The 26,388-nt window shown below is 55.3% G+C and carries 23 protein-coding genes and 2 pseudogenes; 8 read left to right on the top strand and 17 right to left on the bottom strand.

Annotated elements, in window-relative coordinates:
* Positions 1-172 precede the first annotated feature (172 nt).
* Both Q669_RS10495 and Q669_RS10490 read right to left on the bottom strand, forming a co-directional pair.
* Complete coding sequence (locus Q669_RS10495; RefSeq protein WP_022992179.1) at positions 173-1,012, bottom strand: universal stress protein; 840 nt, start codon at positions 1,010-1,012, stop codon at positions 173-175.
* 101 nt (positions 1,013-1,113) lie between these two features.
* Positions 1,114-1,272: pseudogene (locus Q669_RS10490) on the bottom strand (MarR family transcriptional regulator); the annotation flags it as partial.
* Between the two features lie 203 nt (positions 1,273-1,475).
* Between Q669_RS10490 and Q669_RS19735 the strand changes: the two are divergent.
* Positions 1,476-2,108, top strand: a pseudogene (locus Q669_RS19735) (transposase); the annotation flags it as partial.
* On the opposite strand, the gene Q669_RS19865 reads toward Q669_RS19735, so the two are convergent.
* Positions 2,061-2,270 carry an IS66 family transposase gene (locus tag Q669_RS19865; RefSeq protein ID WP_022988836.1) on the bottom strand — a complete coding sequence of 70 codons (210 nt, stop codon included), beginning with the start codon at positions 2,268-2,270 and terminating at the stop codon, positions 2,061-2,063. The pseudogene Q669_RS19735 and the gene Q669_RS19865 overlap by 48 nt on opposite strands.
* A 63-nt stretch (positions 2,271-2,333) precedes the next feature.
* Complete coding sequence (locus tag Q669_RS19860; protein ID WP_220150157.1) at positions 2,334-2,504, bottom strand: hypothetical protein; 171 nt, start codon at positions 2,502-2,504, stop codon at positions 2,334-2,336.
* 375 nt (positions 2,505-2,879) lie between these two features.
* Here Q669_RS19860 and Q669_RS10475 point away from each other — a divergent pair, with 375 nt between their 5' ends.
* From Q669_RS10475 to Q669_RS10455, 6 genes are all read left to right on the top strand, one after another.
* Positions 2,880-3,728 carry a hypothetical protein gene (locus tag Q669_RS10475; protein WP_011784118.1) on the top strand — a complete coding sequence of 283 codons (849 nt, stop codon included), beginning with the start codon at positions 2,880-2,882 and terminating at the stop codon, positions 3,726-3,728.
* Entirely contained in the window at positions 3,721-3,996 is a 276-nt protein-coding gene (locus Q669_RS10470) for a hypothetical protein (RefSeq protein ID WP_011784117.1), read from the top strand. Before Q669_RS10475 ends, Q669_RS10470 begins: the two co-directional genes overlap by 8 nt.
* 70 nt (positions 3,997-4,066) lie before the next feature.
* The gene (locus Q669_RS10465) at positions 4,067-4,456 is read left to right on the top strand and encodes a hypothetical protein (protein ID WP_011784116.1); all 390 of its coding nucleotides are present in this window, start codon (positions 4,067-4,069) and stop codon (positions 4,454-4,456) included.
* A 120-nt stretch (positions 4,457-4,576) separates the two neighbouring features.
* On the top strand, positions 4,577-5,209 hold the full coding sequence (locus Q669_RS10460) for a recombinase family protein (protein ID WP_022992177.1): 633 nt from the start codon (positions 4,577-4,579) through the stop codon (positions 5,207-5,209).
* 48 nt (positions 5,210-5,257) lie between these two features.
* The gene (locus tag Q669_RS19730) at positions 5,258-5,416 is read left to right on the top strand and encodes a hypothetical protein (protein ID WP_022992176.1); all 159 of its coding nucleotides are present in this window, start codon (positions 5,258-5,260) and stop codon (positions 5,414-5,416) included.
* A gap of 105 nt (positions 5,417-5,521) precedes the next feature.
* On the top strand, positions 5,522-5,872 hold the full coding sequence (locus Q669_RS10455) for a hypothetical protein (protein ID WP_081699727.1): 351 nt from the start codon (positions 5,522-5,524) through the stop codon (positions 5,870-5,872).
* A 32-nt stretch (positions 5,873-5,904) separates the two neighbouring features.
* Here the strand turns inward: Q669_RS10455 and brxL are convergent, their stop codons facing one another.
* From brxL to mobI, 13 genes are all read right to left on the bottom strand, one after another.
* Complete coding sequence (gene brxL, locus Q669_RS10450) at positions 5,905-7,956, bottom strand: BREX system Lon protease-like protein BrxL (protein WP_022992174.1); 2,052 nt, start codon at positions 7,954-7,956, stop codon at positions 5,905-5,907.
* A 12-nt stretch (positions 7,957-7,968) separates the two neighbouring features.
* Positions 7,969-10,467: a BREX-1 system phosphatase PglZ type A gene (pglZ, locus tag Q669_RS10445; RefSeq protein ID WP_022992173.1), complete on the bottom strand. Its 2,499-nt coding sequence runs from the start codon at positions 10,465-10,467 to the stop codon at positions 7,969-7,971.
* Positions 10,464-11,141: a DUF4276 family protein gene (locus tag Q669_RS10440; protein ID WP_022988842.1), complete on the bottom strand. Its 678-nt coding sequence runs from the start codon at positions 11,139-11,141 to the stop codon at positions 10,464-10,466. The genes pglZ and Q669_RS10440 overlap by 4 nt, the downstream gene beginning before the upstream one ends.
* The gene (locus tag Q669_RS10435) at positions 11,138-12,250 is read right to left on the bottom strand and encodes an AAA family ATPase (RefSeq protein ID WP_022992172.1); all 1,113 of its coding nucleotides are present in this window, start codon (positions 12,248-12,250) and stop codon (positions 11,138-11,140) included. The genes Q669_RS10440 and Q669_RS10435 overlap by 4 nt, the downstream gene beginning before the upstream one ends.
* 61 nt (positions 12,251-12,311) lie before the next feature.
* Positions 12,312-12,953: a retron system putative HNH endonuclease gene (locus Q669_RS10430; RefSeq protein ID WP_022988844.1), complete on the bottom strand. Its 642-nt coding sequence runs from the start codon at positions 12,951-12,953 to the stop codon at positions 12,312-12,314.
* Positions 12,950-14,230, bottom strand: coding sequence for an AAA family ATPase (locus Q669_RS10425; protein ID WP_022988845.1), 1,281 nt, complete (start codon positions 14,228-14,230; stop codon positions 12,950-12,952). The genes Q669_RS10430 and Q669_RS10425 overlap by 4 nt, the downstream gene beginning before the upstream one ends.
* A gap of 10 nt (positions 14,231-14,240) precedes the next feature.
* Positions 14,241-17,741 (bottom strand): BREX-1 system adenine-specific DNA-methyltransferase PglX, encoded by a 3,501-nt coding sequence (gene pglX, locus Q669_RS10420; RefSeq protein WP_022992171.1) that lies wholly within the window; start codon positions 17,739-17,741, stop codon positions 14,241-14,243.
* Between the two features lie 84 nt (positions 17,742-17,825).
* Positions 17,826-19,499 (bottom strand): ATP-binding protein, encoded by a 1,674-nt coding sequence (locus Q669_RS10415; RefSeq protein ID WP_022992170.1) that lies wholly within the window; start codon positions 19,497-19,499, stop codon positions 17,826-17,828.
* Positions 19,500-19,539: 40 nt separating this feature from the next.
* A complete protein-coding gene (brxC, locus tag Q669_RS10410; protein WP_022992169.1) occupies positions 19,540-23,121 on the bottom strand; it encodes a BREX system P-loop protein BrxC in 3,582 nt (1,193 codons plus the stop codon).
* A 43-nt stretch (positions 23,122-23,164) separates the two neighbouring features.
* Positions 23,165-23,755 carry a DUF1788 domain-containing protein gene (locus Q669_RS10405; RefSeq protein WP_011784100.1) on the bottom strand — a complete coding sequence of 197 codons (591 nt, stop codon included), beginning with the start codon at positions 23,753-23,755 and terminating at the stop codon, positions 23,165-23,167.
* 17 nt (positions 23,756-23,772) lie between these two features.
* Positions 23,773-24,387: a DUF1819 family protein gene (locus Q669_RS10400; RefSeq protein ID WP_022992168.1), complete on the bottom strand. Its 615-nt coding sequence runs from the start codon at positions 24,385-24,387 to the stop codon at positions 23,773-23,775.
* Positions 24,384-24,593: a helix-turn-helix domain-containing protein gene (locus Q669_RS10395; protein ID WP_022992167.1), complete on the bottom strand. Its 210-nt coding sequence runs from the start codon at positions 24,591-24,593 to the stop codon at positions 24,384-24,386. The genes Q669_RS10400 and Q669_RS10395 overlap by 4 nt, the downstream gene beginning before the upstream one ends.
* A gap of 249 nt (positions 24,594-24,842) precedes the next feature.
* Positions 24,843-25,445: a conjugative transfer protein MobI(A/C) gene (gene mobI / locus Q669_RS10390; RefSeq protein WP_036149400.1), complete on the bottom strand. Its 603-nt coding sequence runs from the start codon at positions 25,443-25,445 to the stop codon at positions 24,843-24,845.
* Positions 25,446-26,182: 737 nt separating this feature from the next.
* Here mobI and Q669_RS10385 point away from each other — a divergent pair.
* Entirely contained in the window at positions 26,183-26,383 is a 201-nt protein-coding gene (locus tag Q669_RS10385) for a helix-turn-helix transcriptional regulator (RefSeq protein ID WP_022987609.1), read from the top strand.
* The last annotated feature ends 5 nt before the right edge of the window (positions 26,384-26,388 follow it).

The raw sequence follows: 26,388 nt of genomic DNA, 5'->3' as shown, positions 1-26,388 counted from the left end.
TATTGCTGACTCAGCAACAGTAAATCGTAAGCTAATCATTTAGGCAAGTCTACGTTACTCACTAACCAGTTTTGCGCCAAAACGACATGCAACTCAAGCAGGTTCTCAGGCCAGCTACTAAGGAACTTTCCGAAGGGCTCCGTCAATAGCCCGCCAGCGCGTTCGTTTATAGTCAACGCGACACCAGCACAGGGATTGACGCTTGACAGAGTACAGTTCGAGTAGCGCTACCCAGCACCAGTCGGGTGAGCCGCGTATGGCCATAGGCGCCCATCACCAGCATGTCGGCATGGAACGCCCGCGCCTGCTCGAGTAGCACCGGGCCGACCTTACCACCGTCGACTTGTTCCAGTGTTACCTGTACGCCATAACGCGCGAGGTGGCGACACAGGTCCGCGCCGAAATCTTCTCTACACTCCAGCTCGCCATCCGGTTCATCGCAGACACAAACCACCTTCACTGCTTCTGCCTGGGCCAGGAAGGGTAACGCATCGCCGACAGCTCGTGTTGCCTCCCTGCTAGCGTTCCAGCCAACAACGATACGTCGTCCAATCCGTCCGGCCGGCCATTCGTCTGGAATGAGTATAGTCGGGCGTCCAGACCCGAAGATAACATGCTCGGCCATCCTGACCGTCATGGAAGGTTCGGGGGAGCTTTCGAAGGGAGGGACCAAAGCCAGCCCTGCATAGCGCGCGTGTAGCATTAATTCCTCCGCTAACTCGCTCTCGGACAAGCGCCACTCTGCGTTAATACCCCTTGCGCGAACCATTGCCTCAAACCGCTCCCTGACCTGAGTCTCTGCGTCCCGAACACGCACGCGATGCTGATCGAGCAAGGTGCGCATGGCGGGGCCGGCCACAGCGTACGCATGAGGCATCGCTCTCAGTGGCGTTGCCACAAACACCGCTATCAGACAGGCATCCCAGCTCGCGGCGATGTCAGCGGCGATCGCCAGTCGCCGGTCATAGGGCCGAGCCTCTTCAAGAAAGACAACGATATCCTTAGGTAGCATGCTTCACCTCCTGGTCACGCGCTTTCCATAACCTACTCAAAAACACGCAGGCGGACCAATGTCGGATTCTCGATGACCATCAGGTGGGCTATCTCCCGCTATGTCAGCCCTCCACCATCACGCTGCAGGCAGACCATGGTGAACCAGCGAGCCTGGGTAGCCCCCAGGTCTTTCAGGCGCTCATCCAGCAACTTGCGCCAGCGCCTTGCTAACCGGACACTGGTGAAAGGAAACTGATCCCGAGGGATTTGCGGGTCCATGTCACTGTCCTGATACTTATTAAGCCCTCTCCCCAGTCTAGCGGTTGACCGCTAAGCTGGAAGGCGACCAAACACCACAAGGGAGAAGACTCAATAAACTTTATCGTAGCACCTACCATCATTATTGTGGAGTCGATCTGCTGCATGCCTGTACGTCTGTATCATCAACCAGCAGGGGGAGGTGTTGCTACACAAGGAAATCAAAGGACGGCAACTTCCCGCTGGCCTACACCTATCCCAACGAGATGCGGGCCACCCGCGACCTACTGCGACGACGCTTCCGCATCGTCCAGCACGGGGCCATGCTCAAAACCCACGTGGTGAACACCACCAGCCAATACAATCTGCCACCCAATAAGGTAAACCTTAAGAATGTGGGAGTCCGGGAACAGGTTCAGGCGGCCTTTGCCGGACAGGATGTCCAGCACAACATCAATCTCGGACTGGCCATCATCGAGTGCTATCACCGTGAGCTGAGCAAGCTTGAAGAACACCTGGAGCGGCAAGCCAAACAACATAATCCCACTTCTCTGAGTGTGCTAAGGACCATTCCCGGTGTAGGGCGCATCCTAGCGCTGACCATTCTCTACGAAATCGGTGATATCCAGCGCTTTGAGTCAGTTCAGAAGTTCGCTTCCTATGCCAGACTCATCAACTGCAAAGCCGAGTCTGCCGGCAAGGTGGATCCTGGCCACCGCAAGCGACGGGGCCTCGGGCTGTTTGTTCTGTCGGTCAGGATGACACCACTTCGCCAGCATCGCCAGACAGCCGCCAGAACCAGCCGGATCTCATCTTGCCTTTTTGGGGGCCTGACCGGCCCTGGTGGCCGGCCTTGATGAGCGTTTCGTCGATGGCCAGTACCGGCTGCGCGGCACGTTGTCGGTCTGCGCATCCACAATGGGGCGCAGCAGGTCGATGGCTCGCTTGACCAGCTTGGTCAGGGTACTGCGGCTGATGGTGATGCCGGATTGCTGGATGCGCTGGTGCTGACGATACAACGGCAGGGGGACTGAAACTTGTCCACCAGCAGGCTGACATCGGCCAGGCTGTTGTGCAGCACGTTAAATAGAGCCGGTGTTGTCGCAGGCTTCTCGGTGCCCTTTGCGCCGGAACACCGGGCGTTCCACCTTCAGCACCACGTAACTGGAGGCCCGCTGGGCCAGCCGGTAGGAGGTTTTGGTGCCGAGGATGTCGTACTGGTCGGCGTCCGGCCCGATCTGCTCCGATGGCATGTGTTCAATGACTTCCACCGGCACATCGGCACTAAAGCGCAGACCAGTATCGTTCAGGCAGTCGTCATCCCGCTGTTTCTTGCATGAATAGAAACTTTTTCTCTATTGGCCCGGTCGGTTACTACCCATGCTTATAAACTGGGATAAGTGGGAAACTGGGAATTTCTGATCCTTTTCCAATTTACCAACACCTCGCCTCAACCGAAAAAATCCTGCTGGCAAGTCTAGCAAGAGCGACACTCCCGATGCACCACCGCTGATACACCGAAGTTTGTACTGACACCACAAACTATTGATTCTATTACCAATTTTTCCATTTCCCTCTTGCGTATTTGCAACTTCATGCGAGTATTTTAGAAAACGCAGGAGTTCAAAATGACCAAGTTGAAGACCATTTGTTTTGCTGTAACTACAGCCGCGCTCGCGGGTTGCGCTGTCATGCCTCGACACTATGACGACGAATCATCCCGCGCACTGAATCTGGCCCGTGCCGGCGGCGTCTACGATCAGGACCTGCGGGATTCACCAGACGGGACGCGCTCGCATCGAAAGGGTTTGCTGGTAAGCGCCCTCGACCTGGCCAGATTGGCCACCTCATTAGATGCGCCGCTTCGTCATCTTACCGGCACCCAGACGCTGTTCTTCAACGCCACTGACATCATGATGACGCCGGACAACCCTTCGGCGCGACCCAGCCTGATGGGCTGGATGCCGGAATCACTGGCGGCGAACGAGGATGACGCCTATGACCACTATGTTGCCGTTGTAGATGAGGCCATCACCCAGGCCGCCGAGTCGATGGCGATAAATGTAACGAAGCTCACAGACGTGAAGACGCCGGAGATTGATGGGAACCCGCTCATGCTGTGGTCGGTAACAGTCGAGCGATATGGCTGTGCCGATAGCAACTGCATCATCGCCTATAACATCCAACAACCGAATCACTGGAAGACACCAAGCTATGTCATCGGCCGTGAAGCAGCCAGTTACAACATCGCTGCCAACCATCCCGAGAAATATTCCCGACTGGTATTTCGGCAGTCCGGCCATGAACGTACCTTTCCTGTAGATGAATTCTATGGCGCTGTCAGCGCCGGCATGCCTCCCTGGATAGTGATGTACTTTCCACCGAACACCGTGATCCAGGACGGCGAGCCGCTCCCCTATCCGGTGTTGTATGAACAGGGCCAACAGCTGATGTTCAGGGAGCCCGACCATGAGTGACTGGCACGATGAACTTGAGTTGGCACTGCTGCCGCTGGAGGACCTGAGAGTCGATAGCGTCTACATGACTTTTGTGATCAGCAATGCCCTGAGCGAGCGAGGCATTTTCCATCAATGCCGGATCGGATACGCGGAGGACCGACTGAGCCGAATGACCACCGCTCCCCATTGCTGGGTCGAGCTCGAGCAGGACTTGAGGGCGATGACGAACGATGCCTACAGCAAGGTGAAACCGCCGTGGCTGGCCGGGCAAGCCGCAGCGGCCTGACGCCGGGAAAAACTTGCATTTTCTCAGGTTCTGGTAGCTTCGAAGTAAAGAACTATCGGGGACTGAGGCCATGGTAAGAGTGGCAAAAATCGTAACAGTGGGGCTCGCCGGGATCGGCGTTGTGGAGCTCGCCTTTAGGGGTACCGATGCAGCGCTTTACGCATGGTATTTATTGTTCGTGCTCTGGGTGGTCGCACTGTTCATTCGCTTCGCACTGGCCGTAGTCGATGCCTACAAGACGGTTTTCGCCAAGGGACCCGATGGGGAAATGACGTTTCCTGAATTCGAACAAAAGATGGCGTCGTTCAGTCGAGGCAGTGATGAGGAGGCAACCGGCGCGGGCAACAAGGCAACTTCCGGCAATGGGAGCAATGGCGGTACAGAGGGTTTCTTCGATGACGACAGAATCAACCAGATTTATCGAGCGGACGATCCGTTCGGGGAGTTTCTCGACTCTTGAGGTGGTTCCTTATGGGTACAGATCAGGAGAACCAGAGGTTCGAACCCGGTAACGGCCACCAGAACCACCTAAACCAGACCGGCCAGAGAGAACCACTTATAACAGACTGAGGAACCGACGATGTTTATTCGAGCCTACCTTCGGGCATCCACGCAGGAACAGAATGCGGAGCGAGCCCGGGAGTCACTGGTACAGTTCGCAGCCAACCACGGTCAGCGTATTGCCGCTTTCTACGTGGAGAACGTGTCCGGCGCTACTTTGCACCGACCCGAGCTGATGAAGCTGATCACAGATTCCGGTGAGGGTGACATTGTGCTGGTCGAACAGATCGACCGGCTGGCTCGCCTCAAAAAAAGTGACTGGGACTCCCTCAAGCAAAAGCTGGCCGCCAAGCGGTTAGCCATCGTCTCCCCGGAATTACCAACCAGTTGGCTCGCTCTGGAAAAGAAAGACGACACCGGATTCACCGACTCCATTCTACGAGCGGTCAACGCCATGATGCTCGACATGCTGGCTGCCGTGGCCCGCAAAGATTACGAAGACCGTCGGCGCCGGCAGTTCCAGGGCATTCATAAAGCAAAAACGGAGGGCAAGTACCAGGGGCGGCAACCAGACCTGAAGCGCAGACAGCACATCGCCAGCCTGCTACGCAGTGGCCACAGCTACAGCGAGATCCAGGAGATGCTGAGTTGCTCGCGGCACTTGATTGCGTCTGTCGCCAAAGAACAAAGACAGGCCGATGCTGTGGCCTGAAACCAACAAACTGCCCTCAAAGGGCAGTCAACTATTGGAGACGTGAATATGCTGAACCTATCTGCCACACTGATTGCATTCCTGAGCTTTGTCGCAGTTGTACTTTTTATCTGCGTTGTGGCCTACCGCAACGCGGACCGGCTGGAAGCGTTCCTGGAGCGAAAGTTCCGAAAAAAATCACCCCGACACAATGGCGATCTGAAATAAATTCGGGGCAAACCGGTGTTCTTGCCCAAAACGGGCAGTTTGAGAGCCGTGCCTACTGCGTCGTCCATGGCAGCATAATCGTGAAGTCGATATGAGGTTATGCACATGACGGACAAAACAGCCATGCTTCCCGAAAGCTTTCTATTTTTGCTGGAACAGGAAGAAAAGCGGAGGCAGCTGCGGGAGGACGCGGGGCTTCCGGCTCTCACAATACTGATCGACGCCGCTCATAGTGGAGGCGGCCAGGCCCGGCATATCCGGCGATTCCTGCTTGGCCTATATAACGCGAGTCACTGGCCATTCGAGCTGAACCGGCTGAGGGCCTTGGATGCCGAGCTGCAACAGGCTGCGTTGCAGGTTCTGGCGCTGGATTGGAATGGCCGGGAGGTTCACACCTATGTGCCGGGTGGTGACGAGCTGTTTCAGTCCTGGTGGGAGTGGGAAGCGAGCGCCTGACACACCGCCTCCCATTGCACTGCCGGGTGGATCTATGACTGTTTGATGAAGGTAATTTCGAAGGCCTTGCTAGACCGAAACTGCTGCAACCGGTTGGCAAACGCGAAGGCTTCATTCATCTCGTAGTGCTGGAAGATGTCCAACCCCCGATCCAGCGATATCTTCCAGCCGTGGTCCGTAACGATATGACGGGCGTGAATGGTGCCGCTTTCGTCAAACGCCCAGGTGAAGTCGATGCCCACGGTGCGAGCGGATTCCTGGATTTTTTCAAAACTCTCGTCTTGCAGGTCACCCTTGAACTCGTCCCTGACGGTGACGAGGTGAACCTCCACTTCATCTTCTTCGGCCTTGTTCTTCACGATGGCTTCGAGAAACTCCATGAAATTGCGGATCTGGTAGAAAAGCCGGATGTAGGGGTCTGTGACGGTGATCTTGCTGGCTCCTTTCAGGTATGCGCCAAACAAGCCGTCGAATGAGATGCCCTTCTGATTTTCCTGGAAGGTCAGGTGCTTTTCTTCCAGTACTGGCTCGGGGGCATTCAGCTCTTCTGGCTCGACACCTTTAACGTCCGCTGTTGGCTCGGGTTCTACTCCCTCGTCATCAGGAGTCGAGACCGTCTGGTGGTAGTAGCCTGGGTACTCTTCCTCCTCAAGTGTCGTGACCAGTATTTCCTGGCCTTGTTGATCCTGATAGGAAAAGCGTACTTCGCCGTAGGTGGTATCAATCCGCTGTAACTGGTCCTTGACCCGCTTGCGCCCCTCAATGGCAAAGCGCAGCACTTCTTCAACCTCTTCCCTGGTCGCTCCCCCCTGGGGGAACAGGATCTTCATCAAGCCGGAAAAGGTCTTGTTAATACCGTCCCGATCACGGGTCGAGATATCCGAAGAAAGGGTAAAGTGCTCCTTATACTGGTCGGAGTAATCGTAGTTCCGCATCGAGCGCAGGATTTCTGCAAGGTAGTCCACCACGAAGCCATAGCCGTCGGAGAACATCTCGCCCCGGATGATGTCGACCTCCCATCCCGGAATATAGAAGTGGATCCGGTCCAGAAAGGCAGAATCGTAGAACTTGTCCGGCAGTTCATCGAACAGGTCTGAATGCTTCAGCATGTAAGGAACAGTGTGCCGGGTGTTCCCCACGAACACCATGGACGCCTCGGCGCCCAGGGTTTCCACGCCACGGGAGAAGGACTTGTTGGCCATGTAGTTCTTCATGATGTCGACCAGGGCCTTGTCGACTCGCTTCTGTTTACCGGCGAATTCGTCAAAGGCCACGCAATCCCAGTAGCCCACCAGGCCGATTTTGCCGCTGGAGTTATTCACAAACAGCTTGGGTACGGTGACTTCACCACCGGAAACCAGGATCCCATGGGGCGAGAATTCGGAGTAAACGTGGGATTTACCCGTCCCCTTGGGGCCAAGTTCGATAAGGTTGTAGTTCCGCTCGCAGAACGGAATCAATCGGACCAGTTGCGTCAGCTTGCTGCGCCGTCCGAACATCTCCGGGTTAAAGCCGATACTCTGGATCAGCAGGTCAATCCACTCATCGGTGCTGAACTGCTGCCGCGCGGCAACGTAGGCGTCGTAGTCGAAGTGCGATAGCTGAATCGGCTTGAGGGTGGACAGAATCCAGGGGCTGACGTTCTGGTCTTCAGAAAATACGTATTCGATGTCCGCAATGCACCATACGCCGCTTACCAGCAGTTTGGGGTGGGCCTTGACGGTCCCAGAATCCACCAATACCTTCTTGATTCCCAGGTTGGAAAACTGCGCCTCGTAGGCATCCGTCTTCTCATTCAGGGCCACACTGATCTTGTCGATAACCTTGTAGCGCCCCTTTTCCTTGATATTCGAGCGCACCAGTCCGGCCTCGTTCCGGTGGACATAGTGCTTGGCCAGAATCTCCTTGACCGTTTCAATCCCTGTTTTAATCGTGGCCTCGTCGTTAGTGGCGCAGTATTGGCCGAGCAGATACTCCAGCACGTATGAGGGAACGATGGCGTTGCCCTTGACCGTTTTCACCAGGTCTTTGCGCACCACCAACCCGGGGAAGTGTTCGTTGATCTTTTGGTCAAGCGTACTCATTGGCTATAACCCTCAGAAATCAAAATCGCTGGTAAAGGACCGCCGCATCAAATACCTGAGCGACTTGTATTCCTTGTAGTGGGAGGTGCCGGCGTGCTGTTCTTCCAGCTTCAGGAAAACCTCCTGGCCGTTGGCCTCGTCCGCCTTGCGGCTGAGCACAAAGCGCACCTGAAGCTCCCGCTCGCGGGGGTTCTCCGAGGTCAGGTCAAACGACAGTTCGTGACTGTCCGAAATCAACTCCCCTGACTGGGTATAAATCCCAGCCCGCAGGTGGCGAGGCTGTACTTTCTCGGTAACCGGTCCGGACTGATACAAGGTGACGGCCAGTTGGCCGGAAGTGATCACCGAGCTGGCCCCACGCAGGATGTCCACCTCAACGGCGCTGACATCACTCTGGCGCTTCTTGTTAACCTTCAGGACTGGAATCACAACCTCCTGAAGGGATGCGCCGCCATGCACAAAGCGGCTGCCAGAGCCTTTAAGACGCAGCCGGTTGATGGACTTGGGAATCTGCACTTCCATATCGCCATCCAGCCCAAGCTGCTCAGACGAGAAGTGATGGAAGGCCGGAGAGGCGGACAGCCCCTTACCCAGCACGAACCGACGGTCCCGGTAGCGAATATCATCGCCAGAAACGGCATCGCCCAGGAAATCACTCTCATCCAGCTCACGGTTCTGGTAAATAAAGCCATGGTCAGCGGTGATCAGCAGGTTATTGGCGTTGGCCGCCGTGAGCTTCTTGATCAGTCGAATCAGGTCATCCAGGGTTTGTTCTGCGGCTTCAAAGGCCTGCCCCTCTGAATGCATCTTGTCGCCGGTGTGATCGATGCGGTTGTGGTAGATGTACAGCACATCATTACCCTTGAGCAGCTCACGGCTGTCTTCCCGGTTGAGCTGCATAAAATCCTCCGCCTTGACGGCCTGGCCCCGACCATCCAAGGCGGCCTGCAGGATTTTGGTACGGTTGACCGTGCCCTGTGAGCTTTGGCCATCCACCAGTACCGTACCGGTATCGTTGTCGGCGATTGCCAGGGACTTGTTGGGCAGTAGCGCCGCCATACCGAGCTGGGTATAGCTGGGAAGGGTCGAGAGTGCCGGTTCAAGCTCCGCTCTGTAGCGATCTTCCTGCCGGATAAGGCCCAGCAGCTCATCACCAATCTCATAGCGCATGGCGTCGGAAATGATCACGCAGATCCGTTTGTCCTTGCACAGGTACGGGCGAACCCAGTGCTCGAAAAAGGCTGTTTGCTGAACGACCGGATAGGCCTCCCAGCGCGGCGCGGCATCCACGTGAACCTGGAAGCCGTCGCCCAGCTTGAGCAGGTAGTTGTTGGAATACAAATTCTCCACCTGCTCACTGAGATCGCCCATTAACGATGCCTGGCCGGACATGCGCACATGGTAGGTAAATTTGCGGTAGAGCTGATCCAACTGGAACCAGGAACGGCTGTATCGCTGAACGCCGTCGGAGAGGCTGTCCATGGTGAGACGAGCCTCACCGAGCATCTGGACAAAACGGGCCGCAAACTCAATGGCTTCATACAGGTGGCGGAACTCCCCGTACCAGTGGCCCTGGCGCCGCTGCCGTACCCACAATGCCACATCGCCACTAGTGACCGTGCGGCCTACCACCGCCCGCACCAGGTCACTGATAATCTTCTGGTCGATTAGCCGGAAGTAATCCAGCTCAACCAGGTCCCGGAAGTCCCGCTTACCCAGATCCTGCTCAATGCCCAGCACCTCGGCACACTCGGCAGACAGGGTTTCAAACCCCTGCTCGAACTGCCGGCTGTCTTTCCAGCGCTTGAGGAACACCAGGGCGTCGCCGGTCAGTTTGACATCGCCATCGGTACCCATGGCGTAGCAGGACTTGAACAGCTCGATCACGAAATCGCGCAGGCTGGGTTCACTGGCCTCGTAGCCGTAGAAACGGGTCAGTTGCTCCCACAGGAAGCTGCCCAGACCACAGCGCTCAATCAGCCGGATGCCATCATCACGGTCTTCAGCCAGTTGCTGCAGCAGGGTTTCCACCACCGAGTCCATACGGGGCTCGCTACCGGCACACACGGCCAGCATCTTCAGGCGCAGCTGGCCGGCGGTATCGTCCGGCTTCAGCAACTTCTTCAGTGCCTCCTTGCGCTTGATCGCCTGAAAGAACTCCGTATGGGCCTGAGCTATCTCGGCGAACTCCAGGCCCAACTCCAACTCGGACAGCCAGATGGCCACCTGGTCGGTCCGGAACTCGCCGTGGGCCAGCTGTACGTCCAGCAACCAGTTGTCCAGATCCTCCGGTTGTGGCCCTTCTTTGTACAGCAAGAATTTCTGTTCCGGTGCCTCCCGCAGGATGCGATGTTTCAGGCCGTACTCGTTGTTGGCGATCTCCAGCTTCTCCACGTCCGGAATGGAAACCGCCTCGAAGTCACTGCGCAGCTCTTGCTTGGTGTCGTACCAGAACACAACCCGGTGCTTATCGAAAAGCCTGCCCAGCGCATAATTGATTTGCTGGCTCATTCTTTGCCCCCGAGCTTCTCCAAGCGCGACACCCACTCATCAAAGTGTTTGCATGAGGCCCGCAGAGCACCGAGGCCGATGTGAGCCGCAACCGATACCCCTGATGTCACCTTGTCGTACTCCGGTATCTCTTTGAGAATTCGTTTTGATGGCGCTGTTTCTCGACCGTCATTGATGAGCTCCGGATTTTGGGAGCCGACCATCTTCACTAGATTTCCAATTGGCTGGTCGTGCTCCAGGTACTCCCAATCCAGCTTGGCCGGGTCAGCCAGAATCAGGCTTTCAAATTCATGCAACTGGATATAGGGAATAAAGTTTGGCTTGTTCATTTCATTGCCAAAAGCAGCTTCGAGCCGTTCGATCCTTTGATAAGGCTCCAGCCGTTCCGCCTCGTCAAATCCTGGGAAATCGTCTGGCAAGGCATATAAATCGAACATGCTGGTAAACCAGCATTCCTGGTTGGCGTCTTCCTTCATCCAGGTTTCGATGTCTGCTTTTGCCTTCTGGTAACTGATCAAGCCACCCCGGTATTCTTTGGCTGCCCGTTTGTCCTTGCTCGTTAACACACAGCGCGCGTCGGTGTAGACATCAAAGTGCGCCAGATGGGGTGTCAAAACCTGGTCGACGAAGGCTTTCTCGGTCTGGCCCTCTGCGGTTATGTGCAGTCGAATCACGGCTGCCCTCCCAACACATTTTTCTCCCAAAGCTCCGAGAGGCTGTACCGTTGCAACCATTCACCCAGCGCCTCCGCTTCCAGACGGTGGAACGAGCTGGCGCCGGTCTTTGAATCGCGCTCCACAATCACAATCTGCTCCGGCAGGAATTCATCCACCAGCCGTGTGGACTGGGTGGCCAGGACCACCTGCGTTTTCTGGGATGCACGTTTGATCATACCGGCAAGCTCAAGCGTGGCAGCCGGATGCAGACCCAACTCCGGCTCATCCAGAACGATCACTTTTGGAAGCAACGCCGGTGGCTGCAACAGTAGTGTGGTCAGCGCCATGAAGCGAAGAGACCCGTCGGAAATCTGATCCGGACCAAAAAGATAATCCTGGCGGTAGGTATCAGACCAGTTCAGTCGCACGAAACGGTCATTGCCAGGAAGGGTATCCAGTACGAAGTCGTTGAACTGCGGCATAATCTTGCGAATATGCCGGACAATTCGTTCGTAGTAAGGACGATAGCTGTCCGACTCCTTCAACATCTTGAGGAAGGCCGCGAGGTTGCCCCCATCGCTGCGCAGGTAGGACACATCATCAACGTACACCCGGTCCTTGATTCGGGCGGTGTCGGATGTGTCGTGAAACTGGAAGGTTTGTATGCCTCTGAGCAGACCGGTAAGCACTTTACTGGTGGGCCGATCATCCTGCCCCAGATCCGCTTCGGGGCCACCACTGGACAGAAAGTATTCCTGCGGTCTGGGGTGACCGGCCTTGTGATAGCTTACCTGTTCACCGCTGACGAACAGCCGGTCCGGCAACCCATACGATAGCTTTACATCGTAGGAGTCCGTGGTGCTGTCATCTTCCAGTTTCACGCTGAAACTCAGCGATTCGGTCACCTTTGGGCCATAAAACAGAAGCTGGCTGACGCCCTGCCTGCCAACGTACTGCTGCAGAGCACCAGTGGTCATAAATCCCAACAGCCGGAACAGTGAAATCAGGTTACTTTTCCCGGAGCCATTCGCCCCCAACAGCACCGTGACATCGTTAAAGGCAATACGCTCGTAGTCGTGATTGCTGATGGATTTAAAGCCTTTAACGGCAATTTCTTTCAATTTCATAGGTAGCCCTCCTTCATGAGCGACCTGGGATATTCATGAGAGGCCTGGGAAATTCGATTACTCATGCGGCGGCATAGTCCCCAAACAGGTATTTGATGGTGGTCCAGAACTCACCGAAACGGCCGTCTGCTCCCATGGTTAAGTAGCCCGACACGAACTGACCCAGCTCATCATGGCTCAAGCTATCATCCAGGAAAGGCTCAATTGCTCCAGCTCTCAACTCATTCAACTTGGGCAGGTCGAGGCCCAGTCGGGTAATGGTTTCACAGGCCGCCCGGTCGTTATTGTCAGCAGGTTTAATCCAACCATCACCTTCAAAACCAAACCGGGGCTCACAATTCGCATCCAGCGGAGATATCAACAGCTCGGGGTCAAACCAGTCGCCTTTCAGGTTACCGCAGTGACGGGGCTCACCCTTTCTGATCTGATTCTGGCAGGAGCACAAAAGATTGCCGTAATCCAGCGGATCCACAGTCGGGTCACTCTGAGGCTGAAAGTGTTCTATGTGGGAATCGCCCTCGGTTAACCGGCGTTCACAATAGCAGCAGATGTAACCCTGCTCCCGCATCAATGATCTCTTTACCGAGGCTTTGGGCTCACCCCTCAGGTCGCCATAGGTAGGCTGCCAGTCTTCATTGACATTGGCCAGAGCCTTCCATTGCGTAAAAACTTCAGGTTCGTGGCGCTTCTCCACATACTTCATCGGCCAATCAGCTCCTTGCGTTTGATCAGCACCTTGGCTTTTACCAGTTCCGGATCTTCGCCAATGTCTCGTTCCAATTCAGCAATGCCTTTTCTGGCAGTATCAAGCTCGCCATCATTGATTTGCCCGTAAATAGCTCGAAGAGCATCTTCCACTTGGTCAGGGCGTGTGGTCTCAAGGCCCATCAGATCTTCAAGTACCCTGTCCACCGTCTTCCCGTAGGACTCATTCGGGCGAACAATCTCCAATTCCCCGGCATCTGTCATGTTCATAAGGAACAGATTCTCCGGTTTCACATGGGTAATTACATGCGGTGAATGAGTGGAGATAAAAAACTGACAGTTCGGGAAAACCGCCCTCAAACTGGGCACCACCAGGCGCTGCCATTTCGGATGCAGGTGCAGATCAATTTCATCGATCATCACAATGCCATCTCCCAGCAGCGGATCTTCTCGCTCCGGGTTGGCTATGGCCATGCGCCTGGCAAGGTCGCCAACCATGGCCATCAAGCATTTTTCGCCATCGGAAAGCTGGTTTACCGTCAGCCGCTGGCCTTTCTTCGTTACCTCCATCCGCAGCGGTTGGCGCCTTACGGTCAGGTTTTGGAAGTCCGGCATGAAAATCTCAAGGGCCCGCCGCACCGCCGTTAGCTGCGAATCCGGGAACTCGAAATCGTCCGGCTTGATCAGATCATCTATGTATTTGCGGTTCTCGTTCTCAAGGTCTTCACGCTCCCGGAACCATTCAAAGAAAGTACGGAAGTTGGCGCCACTGGTTAGCGACTCCTCGTAAGCAGAAAGAAGCCCGAACTGATGCTTTTCTCGGATACGCAGTGGAATATCCAACACAGCGCGATTCACCGGGTAGTAAGCAAACAAGGGGATGTTTACCTTCCCGTTGTGTTCGGTGATGCCGGCCTGAATACCCTTGGCCGTTTCGGATGCAGAAATCAGAACAGAGGCCAGGTCCTTTTTGCTGTACCCCTTACGCACCTTCGCCAAGTTCCAGCCGAAGGAAGTACCCTCATCACATAGCTGAATGGCCAGATTGGCGGAGGATTCACCATTCCTGATATCGGATTCGGCAATCGGACGCCCAGACGCACCCGCATGCTTAATCCGATTCGCCAGCCAGGACAGCATGATGGCCGAGGCATCCAGAATGCTGGATTTACCCGTGCCATTCATGCCGACAAACACATTAAGCTTGTCATCCAGATCCAGCGGTAGATCTTGAGCGCCACGAAAGCGCTGCAAGGTTAGTTTGTTGATATGCATGCCTGTGCTCCTAGCCAGAGAGGCCGGTAATCTTCTTTAAAGCTTCGCCAAATTTCGGATAATTGGTCTTCACCCCGTCATCGAGATCAATTTCCACCTGTTCGGTGGCCAGTGGGTAGAGCACATCCCGCTCGTAGTCATCCAGCTCGGCGAGGGTTTTGTTGATCTTCTCGATCTCTTTCAGGGCCTTGGTCTTCTCACCCTGGGAGGCCCCGGCGCTGATACTCAGGGCCTCCAGATGGTTTTTCCGGGCTTTTAGCTTCTCGTCTTTGAAATCCCGAAGATACTCCAGCACCGTGCCCACGGTGTGAGGCTGGTAGCGGTGCATGTAGATCAACGCATTGAATGAGCCCTTGGGTGAGGAGAACAACCAGTAGATGGGCCGCTTCTTGTAACGGCGCACGTGGTCGTTATAGAAGTCCTTCAGGAAGTACTTGCGAATATCTTTGCCCAGCGCCTGCTCGACAAAGCGGAGGTTTTCCCCATAGTGCTCTTCGCCAAAGGCGATGCGCAGGAATTCACGGAAGCGCTCAGTGATGTCGTCGGTGAACCAGTCGCCATCGAGCATAGGGATAACATTGTCATCATCCGCCGGGAAGCTCGGCTCTGGGATCTGCTTCAGGTAGTCCTCGATGGTCTCTCCCTGATTGGCCAGGATCAGCCCCGGCTCTTCCAGAGCATAGCGGCCGAACATGCAGCCTACAGCATAGGAGACCAGTTCTCGCATGGTATCGGCCAGCAGTAGCGCCTCCAGCTCTTCCTCACTTTTGTTGTTGCCGTAGCGGTAGTGGGGGTTACAAGTGAGAGTGACCTCCTCCAACGGTACATCTGGTGCCAGCTCATCCTGCAAACTATAAGCGTCGATAAAGATGCGGTTATTATCTTCCTCCAACCGTCGCATTTCCTGTGCCATCTCTCGCCAGTAGGCGCGAAGGTTCTGATAGGAGGCATATAGACTTGGCTGACGGTAGTTAGGATTCAACAAAGGCAATCTCGTGAAATCCCAAGAGGTTTCGTATGCGTCCCAGTCGCTTCTGGCAATATCAATGCACTGTCCGCAGGTTTCAATGATATTTTGCGATTGGTTACCCAAAGGAGGCACCACGAGCATATCAAAGTAGCCTGAGAGAAGATTAACCGTAGGACTGAGCGCAGCGAGTTCCTTGGGAGCCAGATTACTATTCGAAAAGGCCAATGACTCTCTCAGATCTTCGGGGCTATCTGAATAGACGCAAAGACTTGCACTTTCGAATATCGCTCCCTCTGGATAGTAGCGGAACGAGCCTGCTGGACTAGAGATTCGGGTCCACGCAAAACATTCTCTAAAGTAGAACTCACGTGATGGCAGCTTGTTGCCCGACCGCGCTAGCCGTTCAAAACCTTGCTTGTCATAGGTGATCACATGCTGAAGATTGCCATACCACTTCCGATACGGGCCGCCTTTGATGAGTGGCGCCCAGCGCGCTCCTGATGACCAAAATTCTTCAGCGGACTTCGCTCCGGCTTTCGAAGATTCAAGGGGAACTTCCCAGAACTGCCTAATAAAAATTTCATTATTTCCCGTGTTCAATCCATCTCTTGAGATGACCTTATCCTTTATCGGCGTTCCATCCTCGAAAAGACTGAAAAGGCGAGGTGACACCCAGTATGCGACAGGAGCACTCGAAATCTTGTTAAAGTCATTTGAGGAAGCCGTGAAACGAAAAATGGAATTTTCGTTATTGGAGGCATCAATCAGCGCATCTCGTTTTACCTGTTCGTTACCACCTTCTACTAGGCGGATATAGGTGCCTCGTGCGCTTAGTCGCCTTTTGTGCTCGAATACAAAAGCTGCTGTTGAAACAACAGCCCCGCCGATCGAGTCGAATGCCCGCTCACCAAGATGGGCCATTGTCACAATATGATTTTCGAGCAGTAGCTCACGCCGAAGCTTTTCGAACGTCGATAGGAACATCCAGCCATGCATAGTGATCATAGAGAAAAAGCCGGCCGGAATTGACAACTGCCCGCACCTCTCAATGAACATCGCGTATAAATCTGCTCTGCTCTTTGGGTATTGTTTCTGAGTCCAAGATGACAGAGCTTCATTTGCGCCACCACGACCCATATAAGGAGGATTCGCCACTACCACATGATATTTCGGCGATAACACCTCGGCCATGCATAGCACGTCCACTAGCCGCTCGTACAAAACTTTTAGCAGCATATCAGAGCCGAAATCTCGCGCTTCCAGCGCTCGTAGAATCTCGGTCGGTTCGCGCAACTTCGGCTCGATCAATGAGCCGAAGTTTCTCGCCTGCTCAAACTGACTCAGTGTCTCACGCAGTTCGTCTTTAAAAAGATCTTTACCCAATAGAGCAGCTATATCCTGCATCTCAGATTCGGTAAAGACCACATTATCAAGAACCACAACATTCGGCTGTACCGGATTCCGAAAGAACCGCCGATGTTTTGCACGCGCTTTCATGGTCAGAGCAAAGGCGGCCAGCTCACCAGCACGCTCGTCAATCTCGATACCGTATAGGTTTTGAGTCAGGATCTTGGCCGGAATCTCAGCGGACTCATAGCCTTCCTCCTCATAAATGGCATACAGCAAATCGAAGGCATAAGTCAGCATATGGCCTGAGCCACAGGCTGGATCGCAAACCTTAATTTCTTCCGGGCTACTGATGCGGAGAAAATCAGTTTCTGGTTCCTCCGGCTTGATGTAGTAATCCATCTGCTTAATCAAGCCAGAATCAGGACGGTTGAGCATCCAAAGGCGGCCGAGTGAGTTCTCCACCAGATAACGCACAATCCAGTGCGGTGTGAACAGCTGGGTCGCCGCAGGGATATTCTCGGGAGTAACCTTCTTGTTCTTCTTAAGATCGGCGAATACTTGGTCTTTCTTCTCGGAGATATAGAACTGATACAGCCAGCCGATCACCTCGACATCCTCACAGGCAACCGGCGTCATGGCCTCGCGGGTGTAGGCCAGAATTGAGTTGCCGGAGAGCAGATCATCCGGCATCAAAAGCTCGGTGTAATCGTCAATGCGCTCAAACAGGAACGGCATTGCGCTGTACCAATAGTTACAGGCGGCTACGACCAGTAAGCGATAGGCTTCCCCTTGTGGATCCTGGCTGGGCATTTTGCCATCGAGCAGGGCGAAGACCCGTTTTCGGGTATTTTCCACGACCATCTCTTCATCGATATGGCCCATCTTGGCATCCGCCAGGATCTCGGGCTGAAACTGCCCCTCGGCAGGCGAGACCACGCCAATGCGGTTATATCGGTTCACGTCCATAAACCGCAGGGCTACGAGCCGGTTAAACCAGATATACGCCACCCGCTCGACAACCTGCTCTTTACCCTGCTCGGCTATCGCCTCTTCCAGCTTTTTGATGGCCGATGAGCTTTCCCGCCGGGCGGGGCTTTCTTCGGCCAATACCAGTTTTAGCTTGGCGCCGACCTGTTCAATCAGGCTGCGGCGGGCGAACTGAGCGAATTTTCTGAGTTTTGCGGTTTCCATCGATTCATGCCTTGGTTTTGATCGTGACCGAGCGATATACGCTGACGCATAAATGAGCGTATATATTTACGCTGAGCGCATAAATTAACGCGTGCGCTTGTAAATAGCCCCTTTACGCTCGCCTAGTTGCTCGATTTCTCCCCTTTTCTTCAATCTGGCCAACAACTTGTAGGCTTGATCCGGGCTGATATGGCACAGCTCAACCACGTCAGCACGTTTGATGCTGCCGTGCGTATCAATAAAGCTCATGACCATCTGCTCTTGCTGGATAGGATCAAACCCTGCCTGGCGTACATAGGCGGCCTTTTGCCCCGCCCCTTGATATACCTTGGCGCCCAAGGTGTAGGTGCGGCCCTTGCCGGTTCCGTGGGCTTCCACCATGCCGGCTTCCACCAGTTTCTCCAGGGTGCCCCGGACCACGGTTTCCGGCTTCTGTACCGACTTGGCCAAGTCCGCCGTTCTCAAGCGCCGCTCATTGCGCAGCCGGGACAGGATAATCAGGCTGTCGATTGGCATGGCGGCGCCGGTCTGTTCCTCGCGCTCGACGATCATGCGCAGGAACTCGGCGTCCGCGTCCGCTGCGCTCATGCGCACGGAGACGGTGTGAGCGGACGACATGGAGTAGTCGGGTGCAGTGCGCCCGTAGCGGAGCATGCCCTCGAAGATCCGGTCGATGCCTCGGCCCGTGCGTTCGGCCAGGCCGATGCGCTTGATAATGTCAGCCAGCAAGGGGTTACGGGAGCGAGGGTCAGCCACCAGAAGGTTGTCCAGGTTGACGCCCTCCACAAAACCACCGGGATTGCTGATGCTCAGGCCGTCATCGTCCAGTTTGACGTGCACGGCGCCCAGGGCGCTGTAGTCGCGGTGAACCAGGGCGTTCACAAAGGCTTCCCGGAAGGCCCGGCGGTCGAAGTTGGGGATGGGCACGCGAAACAGTCCGACCTGAATCTCCTCTTCTTCCACCCGGGCGCGGAACAGTACCTCGACCTCCTCGAAGGTCTCCAGCAGCGGTTTGCGGTAGAACTCATTGACCAGCACATCGGTACCGCGCAGCACCTGGAATGCTACCTCGTGGGAGGGCAGGTGTTGTCGGAGCTGCATGTCGCTCCCCAGCAGCAGCAGCCCTGCCACGGTGGGGTGACGCTGGCCTCCCACGTTCACGGTCAGCCCCAGGGCGCCGTCCAGCTCATCATCCGCCAGGGGCGTCAGGCTCTGGTCGCCGCCGTATTTCTTGATGGCGTTGCGGATGCGGATCCGCTGAATCGGGTCCAGATCCTCAACCGCCAGGTTTTCCACCGGCAAGGCCGAGGGGTCCGTTACTCCCAGGCTGGACTGGCGCTGAACAAACTCATGGGGGTAGAAGGGCACGGCCTCCGGAGTGCCGTCCATTCTCAGGCGCCGACGTTGCAGCAGGCCATCCGAGGTCGACACCAGCTGCCGGGACTTGGGAACCTGGATCCTGGCAATAGTTTGCCCCTCCAGCTCCAGGGCCTCAACGCGCACGGCCAGCGAGGGAATGGTCTTGTTGGCAATCAGTGCGGGCAGGCCGGCGAGGTTGCGGTGGTTGGCATGCAGCCCAGTTGGGGTGCCATCGTCTTCAACGCCCAGGAACAGGTCGCCGCCCTCGGTGTTGGCCAGGGCCACCACCGCGGCCACCAGATCCCGGTCCGGCAGGCTTTTGACGTCGCTCTTGAACTCGACGGCGAGGCTCTCGCCGCCGCGAATGAGCGTCTGGATTTCCTGTTCGGCTTCGTGCATGGCTATCCCCAACATCGACCGGTTAGACGGTTCGGCACGCTTAGATCTGGACCTTTCGGCCTTGCTGGACTTCAACCAGCAGGGCCTCGCGCAGGGCATTCAGGTACCGGTCCACATCACCCTCGTTGGCCAGCCAGGCCTTGTCGAACGCGACACGGAGGTTGCGAGTGTGAACGTAGTCGGCTGCCGATTCCTTGACCTCGGGAGTCCCCCCGTCACTCTGGTCTTCACTCTGGCTACCTGGGTGCTGATCGGGGTCGTCTGCCGGTGCTGATTTCTGATTGGCCAGCGCCACCATTTTGCCCAGCAGCTTCTGGTAGCCCTCTTCTTCAAAGTACCGGGTACGGTCCTTGATCACAGCAATCAGGCGCTCCTGTCCGATGTAATCGACCAGATCCCGGAACGGTTTGTTGAGTTCATCCTGGCGCGGCTCCGGCAGGGACTGATATTCGTCCATGCTTTGCATGCGTTCCTGCATGGTCTTCAGGGAGGTTTCTGCCTGAGCTCGGGTTTGCTGCACTTTCTCGTCGATGCGCTCCTGCAGGCTATCCAGTTGGCCCTTGAGCTGCTGAATGCGATTCCCTTTGTAGCAGTTGGGGTCGTTCAGGATGGTGCGGATCTGCTCGATCTCGTCCCCGGACACATAGATGAAGTTGGGCTCCTGGCTCTGCAGGAAGGACCGAGCCTGGTTGTAGATGTCTTTTTGTGAACCGCCCATAAACTTGCGGATGGGGTCGATGACATCCTCTTTCAGGTCCAGCAGCTGGTCTTCCTGCTTGCCCAATTCCGTCAGGTGCCAGGTGTAGGGCTTTCCGGCGACCTCTTTCAGCGTCACCAGGGCAGGTTTCAAGGCATTGAGAAAGGGATACTGATCGACCTGCGCTATCCGCCGGTCCAGGTCGTGGTACATGTCCTGGAAGGCTTCGCCGGCCTCTTTACCCAGGGCCTTGGCTTCGCTGCTGCGGGGCGGGCTGTCGAAGAAGTCCTCGTAGAACGACTTGAGGGCTCGGACCTGAGAGGCGGTGAACTCAATCTGTGGTTCCAGCACCACGTTGCCGTGGCCGTGAGTGTTACGCAGGGCGCGCTCCAGCTCGCTGTCCTCCAGGATATTCCCGTCGAGACGAACTTCCACCTTGCCACGGGCGCACAGGTTGGCCAGGGTGCAGAGAATCGCAGCGTAATACCAGCCGTAGGGTTTCCGTTCGAACTTTTCCAGCAGGCTCTTGAGGGTGGTGCGGACACCGCCCCGGTTGTTGCTCTGAATGAACGCCAGCACTTCCTGCTCGGATTCCGCCAGGGCCGTGGCGTCGTTACCGAAAAGGCCATCGTCTGTGCGGCTAAGACAGTTGCTGATGTCGTTCTCCGTATAGGAAACGCCGCGCAACATGCGGAGGTTGGGGTAAGCCCGTGAAATCAGCTCATGGAAGCCCCGAATAATGCGGGTCTGGGGGTCCTCATTCGCCACTTCCACATCGGCGCCGCCAATGAGCAACTTGGACTTGCCAATGAGGGTCTGAACCTGCTGCCGGAGCCTGGCCTCGCGCTCACGGTTCTGAAAGCCCTTGTCATTCAGGATCCGCTTAACGGCTTCCTGCTGGGTAACGGAAATGTTCTGCTTGATGTACTTCTCGGTGCGCTTGAACATGAGCAGATCGCGCACCAGGCGCTCGTCTGACGGCATTAGCACAAACAACTCGTCCGCCTTGTAGGTCGAGGCTGTGCGTAGCATCTGCTCGTTGTCAGTATGCTCGTGGAACGGGCTGATGACATTAATCGAGAGCTCGTATTCACGCCCATACAGACGATCATCCAGTTTGCGCGAATAGGAGTAGTCCTGCCCCTGGTTTTGGGAGGAGCCGGCGTCATAGCGGATTTTGCGCTGTTTTATAACAAAGTCGAAAACGATCTTTTCCAGCTCGTCCGCAACGTCCGATGACTCAACCTCTGTGTTCTTGATCTCCTGCTCGACGTCCTTTTCCTCGTCCGTGAGGTACTCGTACTGGTCGCCGTTGCGCTGTATGTAGGTCTGTTGCTCCAGAAGGCTCAGGGCTTCCTCGACCTTAGTGCGAAGTGCCGGCAAGTCCTGATCGAAGGCATCCAGCATCAACACGCATAGGTTGCGCACCGTGGGCTTGAATTCCTTGACATACTTCACTAGGAACAAGGCCTTCAGCAGCCGGATGGCGAAGGCATTATCGAGGTGGTTCTCGGCCTGAATAATCGCCCTCTGTATTTGTGATTTCAGTGCAGAGCGGATGCCTTCAAACATCAGGTCAAAGGTGGCCAGCTGGCCCACCTCATGGTTGCCGATGTGGATGGCCACCTGCTGGAAAACCCCAAGCATGGAGCGCTCACCGACAGAACTGTGTTTACCCTCGAAGGCGTTGTGCTGTGACAGGTTCTGGATCGCCGATTGAAACAGCGCGAACTGGTAGGGGACGAAGGGGTAGCTGTGGATGAAGTGGTCCCTGTCCCGGAAGTTCCGGTAGGTGGCCGATCCATCCGCGAAGTCAAACAGGGTTTTGAAGTTGTTCGCCTGTGCGTGGTAGACGTCCGACAGCTGATTGACGCCTTCTTCGGTCTTGGTTAGTAGGCGCTTCTGGATTACTTCCGCGACGTCCGCGCTGGAGAGCTTCATGCGGTTATTGAACCGCGCCTGAATTTTCGAGAAATCGTTGCCTTGCTGCTTGCCCATTTCGCCAACCACGTTTTTCATTTCTTCCTGGGCAGTGACGATAATCCAGGCCCGGCCCCGACACTTGGTGGCGAGGCTCTCGGCAATGGTTTGCAGGTTGGTCATCAGCTTGGTGTTGTCGGCAATGTACTGGCCAACCTCGTCCACAAAGAAGTTCAGGCGGAACTCTTTGTGGCCACCCTCTTTTGCCTGCTTCTCGATATAGGCATTCACATTGTCCGCGAAGTCTTCAATTGAAACTCGGTATTCGCTGCGGTACTTATCCAGAATGCCCGCTGCCGACTGCGGGTCGCCACCGGTCGCAGCGGCGTAGGCTTTGGCAATATTCGGGCCTTCCAGAAGGGCTTGCTCCCGGCCTTTCTGCCAGAGGCGACCGGCGATGGCCTCGTACTCGGCTTTGAACTGCTCGTACAGGCCACGGCCGTCCAGATCGCGCTCAAACTGGGCGATGTGCCCTTGTTTGCCGTAGTAGCCGCACATTTCGTCGAAGACTTTAACGAACACGGCCAGAAGCGCATCGATCTGGGTTTTGCTGATGACATCGGCTTTCTGGTCGATGTTGAACAGAATGCTCTTCGCCGGAATTGAGACAGCTCGCTTCAGGTCGCCCCGGAGAATTTCATTCTCACTGCACTTGGGAAGGAACAGGTCCAGGGTTGTAGCACCGTCCATTTCCCGGTTTTCAAGCAAAAGGGCCAGCATTTTGAGGAGGTGCGACTTGCCTGAGCCGAAGAAGCCGGATACCCAGACCCCGTTCGCCCCTTCGTAGTTATTGTAGGCGTCCAGGAACTCTTCGAGGCGTTTCTCGACTTCGTTGGTCAGTACGTATTCTTCAATTTCGAGGCGAAGACTGGCTTCATCGTCGGCTTTGATAACGCCTTCAATGGGGCGGTCAACGGGCTTTAGAAAAATATTCTTCAATGTCATTGTACTTTCCCTTAATGATTACGCCTCGAATCGTATCGTCCGCTCAGGCTTCGTAATGAAAGATGTTGAACGCACGGTAGTACTTGTCGTCATGCAGCCTGCCGAACAGATCCAGCGATGCACCGGTTTCCAGCGAGTGGGTATAGGACCCCGGAAAGAACATCACCGTTGGCTGGTCTTTGGCGGTGCTCTGCAAGTTGTTGAGCACGTTATGGGAGCGTATGTAGGGGAAAACCTCGCCCACCCCTGAGAGAAACAGCACGTCAAACTCAACGGACTGGAGTTTTGCCGCAATAGCGGGCACCAAATGGGCTTCCGGGTCCAGCACTCCCTGTAGCAGTTCTTTCAGCTGATCCTTTGAGACCGTGGGCTCGAGCTCCAACACCTGCTCCCAGATGTCTCTTTCTTTCAAAATATCGACGGCCAGGTCGTACAGATTGATACTCAGGATCCGGATGCCCGCCTGCTCCAGCCGGTTAACCAACTGCCGCTGAAGACGCTCCATCTCGACCGCTTCTTCAGGCCGGTAGGGGCAGATGAAGAAAGGCACTTCATTACCCAGTCCCTGTTTGTTCAGGAACCGCTGGCCGGAAACCACGCTAAACAGGTGCTGTAGTCGCTCCTGCATCGGCATTTTGGCAATGTCCTTTTTCAAGCTGACATCCCCCTGATATCGGATTCATAGACTGGGAAGTAGAAAAACTCGTCAGGATTGTTCTGACGCAGCAACTCAACCAGCCTGGGGCTGAGCAGAACTGCGTTTATGGTTTTGTCCTTAGCTAACAACCCTGCCTCCCGCAGCATTCTGAACAGGACCTGCCGCAATTTATCGCGCGTTGAGGCGCTGGCATTATCCAGTTCGTCATGCCATTCCGATTTACGGTTATAGAAGGCATCGAAATCCTCAAAACTGAGATCCAGCTTCATCGCGACAAACCGTTCGTGTAGCACTTCCACCGCAAAGTCCGCGATAAAGCGGTACAGGCGGCACACTGCAACCCAGAGGAGGTGCGCCTGGTCCTGGTGGTTTGCCTCGGCCAGGAAAGTCAGTTCGCTTTCGGTCAACGTCTTCAGGCGTGCAATCGCCTCTCTACAGGTGCGCTTTGCCGTGCTTTCCGTTCTGGCCTGTAGAAGGTTGTCATGTAGAGCTTGAGTCCGCACCTCATCCCAGTCACGGAGCGACAGGTACAGCTCGGCCAGCTTCACCGATTCGCGGTGATACAGGCTGCCGGACGTGAAGGAGATGCGATACCGGCCTTGGGTCATTCGGAACGCTCACCTTTGCTCGTCTCGGCGGCTCCTCCGCCCTTGACCCACTCATCTACTTCGACTTTTTTGAACTTCCAAAATCGCCCCATGCGGTGGGCGGGCATTGAGTGCTTGTCGATCCAGCGGTACACGGTGTCATTGCTGACACCGAGGTGCTTGCCTATTTCGTCTACGGATAACCAGCGATCTTCCATCTCGGCCATGTTTTCGCTTCCTATGGGCGATGGTGTTGCCGCCTCATCTGAGGCGGCATGGTTTCGTGGGCGGAGCAGCCCTACACTAGATTGACTGATCAATATATAGAGGTACCACGCCGCATTCAACCGATTTGACCCGGATAGACCAGCAAAGAACGGCGCATATAGCCATGTAAAATCTGGGCGACCCCATCAATAGCCCCACACAATCAACACCTGCGGTGTGAACGACAGGCCTTTTACCGCCAAAAGCCCTCATCTCTCCTCGCTGGAGCGGCTTGAACTCACGCTGGTAGCTTCCTTCAGTCCACGGAGGTGGTCCTCTAGATCTTTCAGAAGGCGCTCGCTTTTCCGCACGATTCGACAAAGCTCCGCCTGGTTGGCATTGAGCCTTCGCAACATCTCAAAACCGGTCTCAGTCTCCATGATGAGCGGTTGCTCCCAATCCTGGGCCCGCGTGAAGGCCGGTTTGTGGTAGCGATACTGACCTTCTTTGCGGATGTATTCACTGAACACCGAGCGGCCTTCACTACCCTTCTTCGGTACAAAGCGATTGTAGTACCAGGACAACTCCAGCTTTCTTTTTCTGAGTCGAACGCGGCAGCCGAAGTGCCCGGGATAGCCGGGTGTCTGGTCGGTACGATGCGCGACGTTGTGGGACCAGAAGTGATCACAGAGCCGCTGCGCCAGATAGCGATATCTGGCTTGCTCCACGTCTGCTTGTTGCTGAATCGCGGCCAGAAATTGGCGGCACTGCCTGATGGCGGCTTCGGTGCCGCGACGATGGTCCAAATTTTGGGCTCGGCTGACCGACTCCCACTCTTCGCAGATTTCCTGGTGAGTCATTCGTTTGCTCATGGCTGGCTCCTCGCTATGGATTTGCCAACAATCGTAATCCGTCGAGTGCTTTGAGCTGCCATGTGCTTTTGTCCTTTTTGGACACAAAGGCGGGGGCGGAGGCAGATTCCTTCCTCCAAGCCATGGGACCTTTCCAATTCCTGTCCACGTGACTACCTGATTTGGGACTTTGCCGCTGCGCTCCCACGCGCCATGAAATAGCTCGCATGGGCTGAAGGATCCGCGCTCCATTATTTATTTGGGACCCTGGCCTCCCACCTCAGTGAAAACACCGGTATCCGGTGGCTTGATGGAACCGGACTGACTGTCGTCGCTACGACAATTCCCGCTACTTCCTCGGGGCACTTACAAAGGGCTTGGAAGAGACCTTTTGGAGCCCCGTTGTGATATGGACATGCCCCGTAAAATAACAGGGCCTCGAAAAGGCTCTTTAAGAGGCTGTTTTGATCACGTCCAGCATTGACTTTCACATGTGAAAGTCAATGCGCATTACCGCTTCACAAAATGATGCCGTGATGGTGGCGGGTAACAGCGATTGCTTACATTTCGCCAGATTTTGCTCGTAAACCGATGAGGCTCCCATGAAAATCGCCTTAATGACAGAAGTTAACCTTTAATTTCATCTAGTTATAATTTTTTTCTCTTTGCGCCCAAAATGGCCAATTTCACGGTTCTGGTCCTGACTCCTGATTACTAATAATCACTCCTGCCGTTAATCAACGAACCAGGAGTAGATAATGAAACACATGTTTTCTAGCGAGACCAACGAGCGCTTGCTCACATACGAAGAAGTGTGCGCCGTCACTCAGCTATCGCAAGCCACGCTACGTCGATACGTCCGATCAGGTCGCTTCCCCGCCCCCATCAAGCCAAACCCGCAAGGTCGAGCCGTCAGGTTTCGGATCCAGGATGTTAGAAACTGGCTGGATCGGTTGTGACGGAG

Origin of the sequence: Marinobacter sp. C1S70 (genome assembly GCF_000475355.1) — a bacterium.
GTDB classification, from domain to species: Bacteria; Pseudomonadota; Gammaproteobacteria; order Pseudomonadales; family Oleiphilaceae; genus Marinobacter; species Marinobacter nauticus.
Note: the sequence above shows the minus strand (reverse complement) of the source record. Positions and strands in the feature narration are given on the sequence as shown.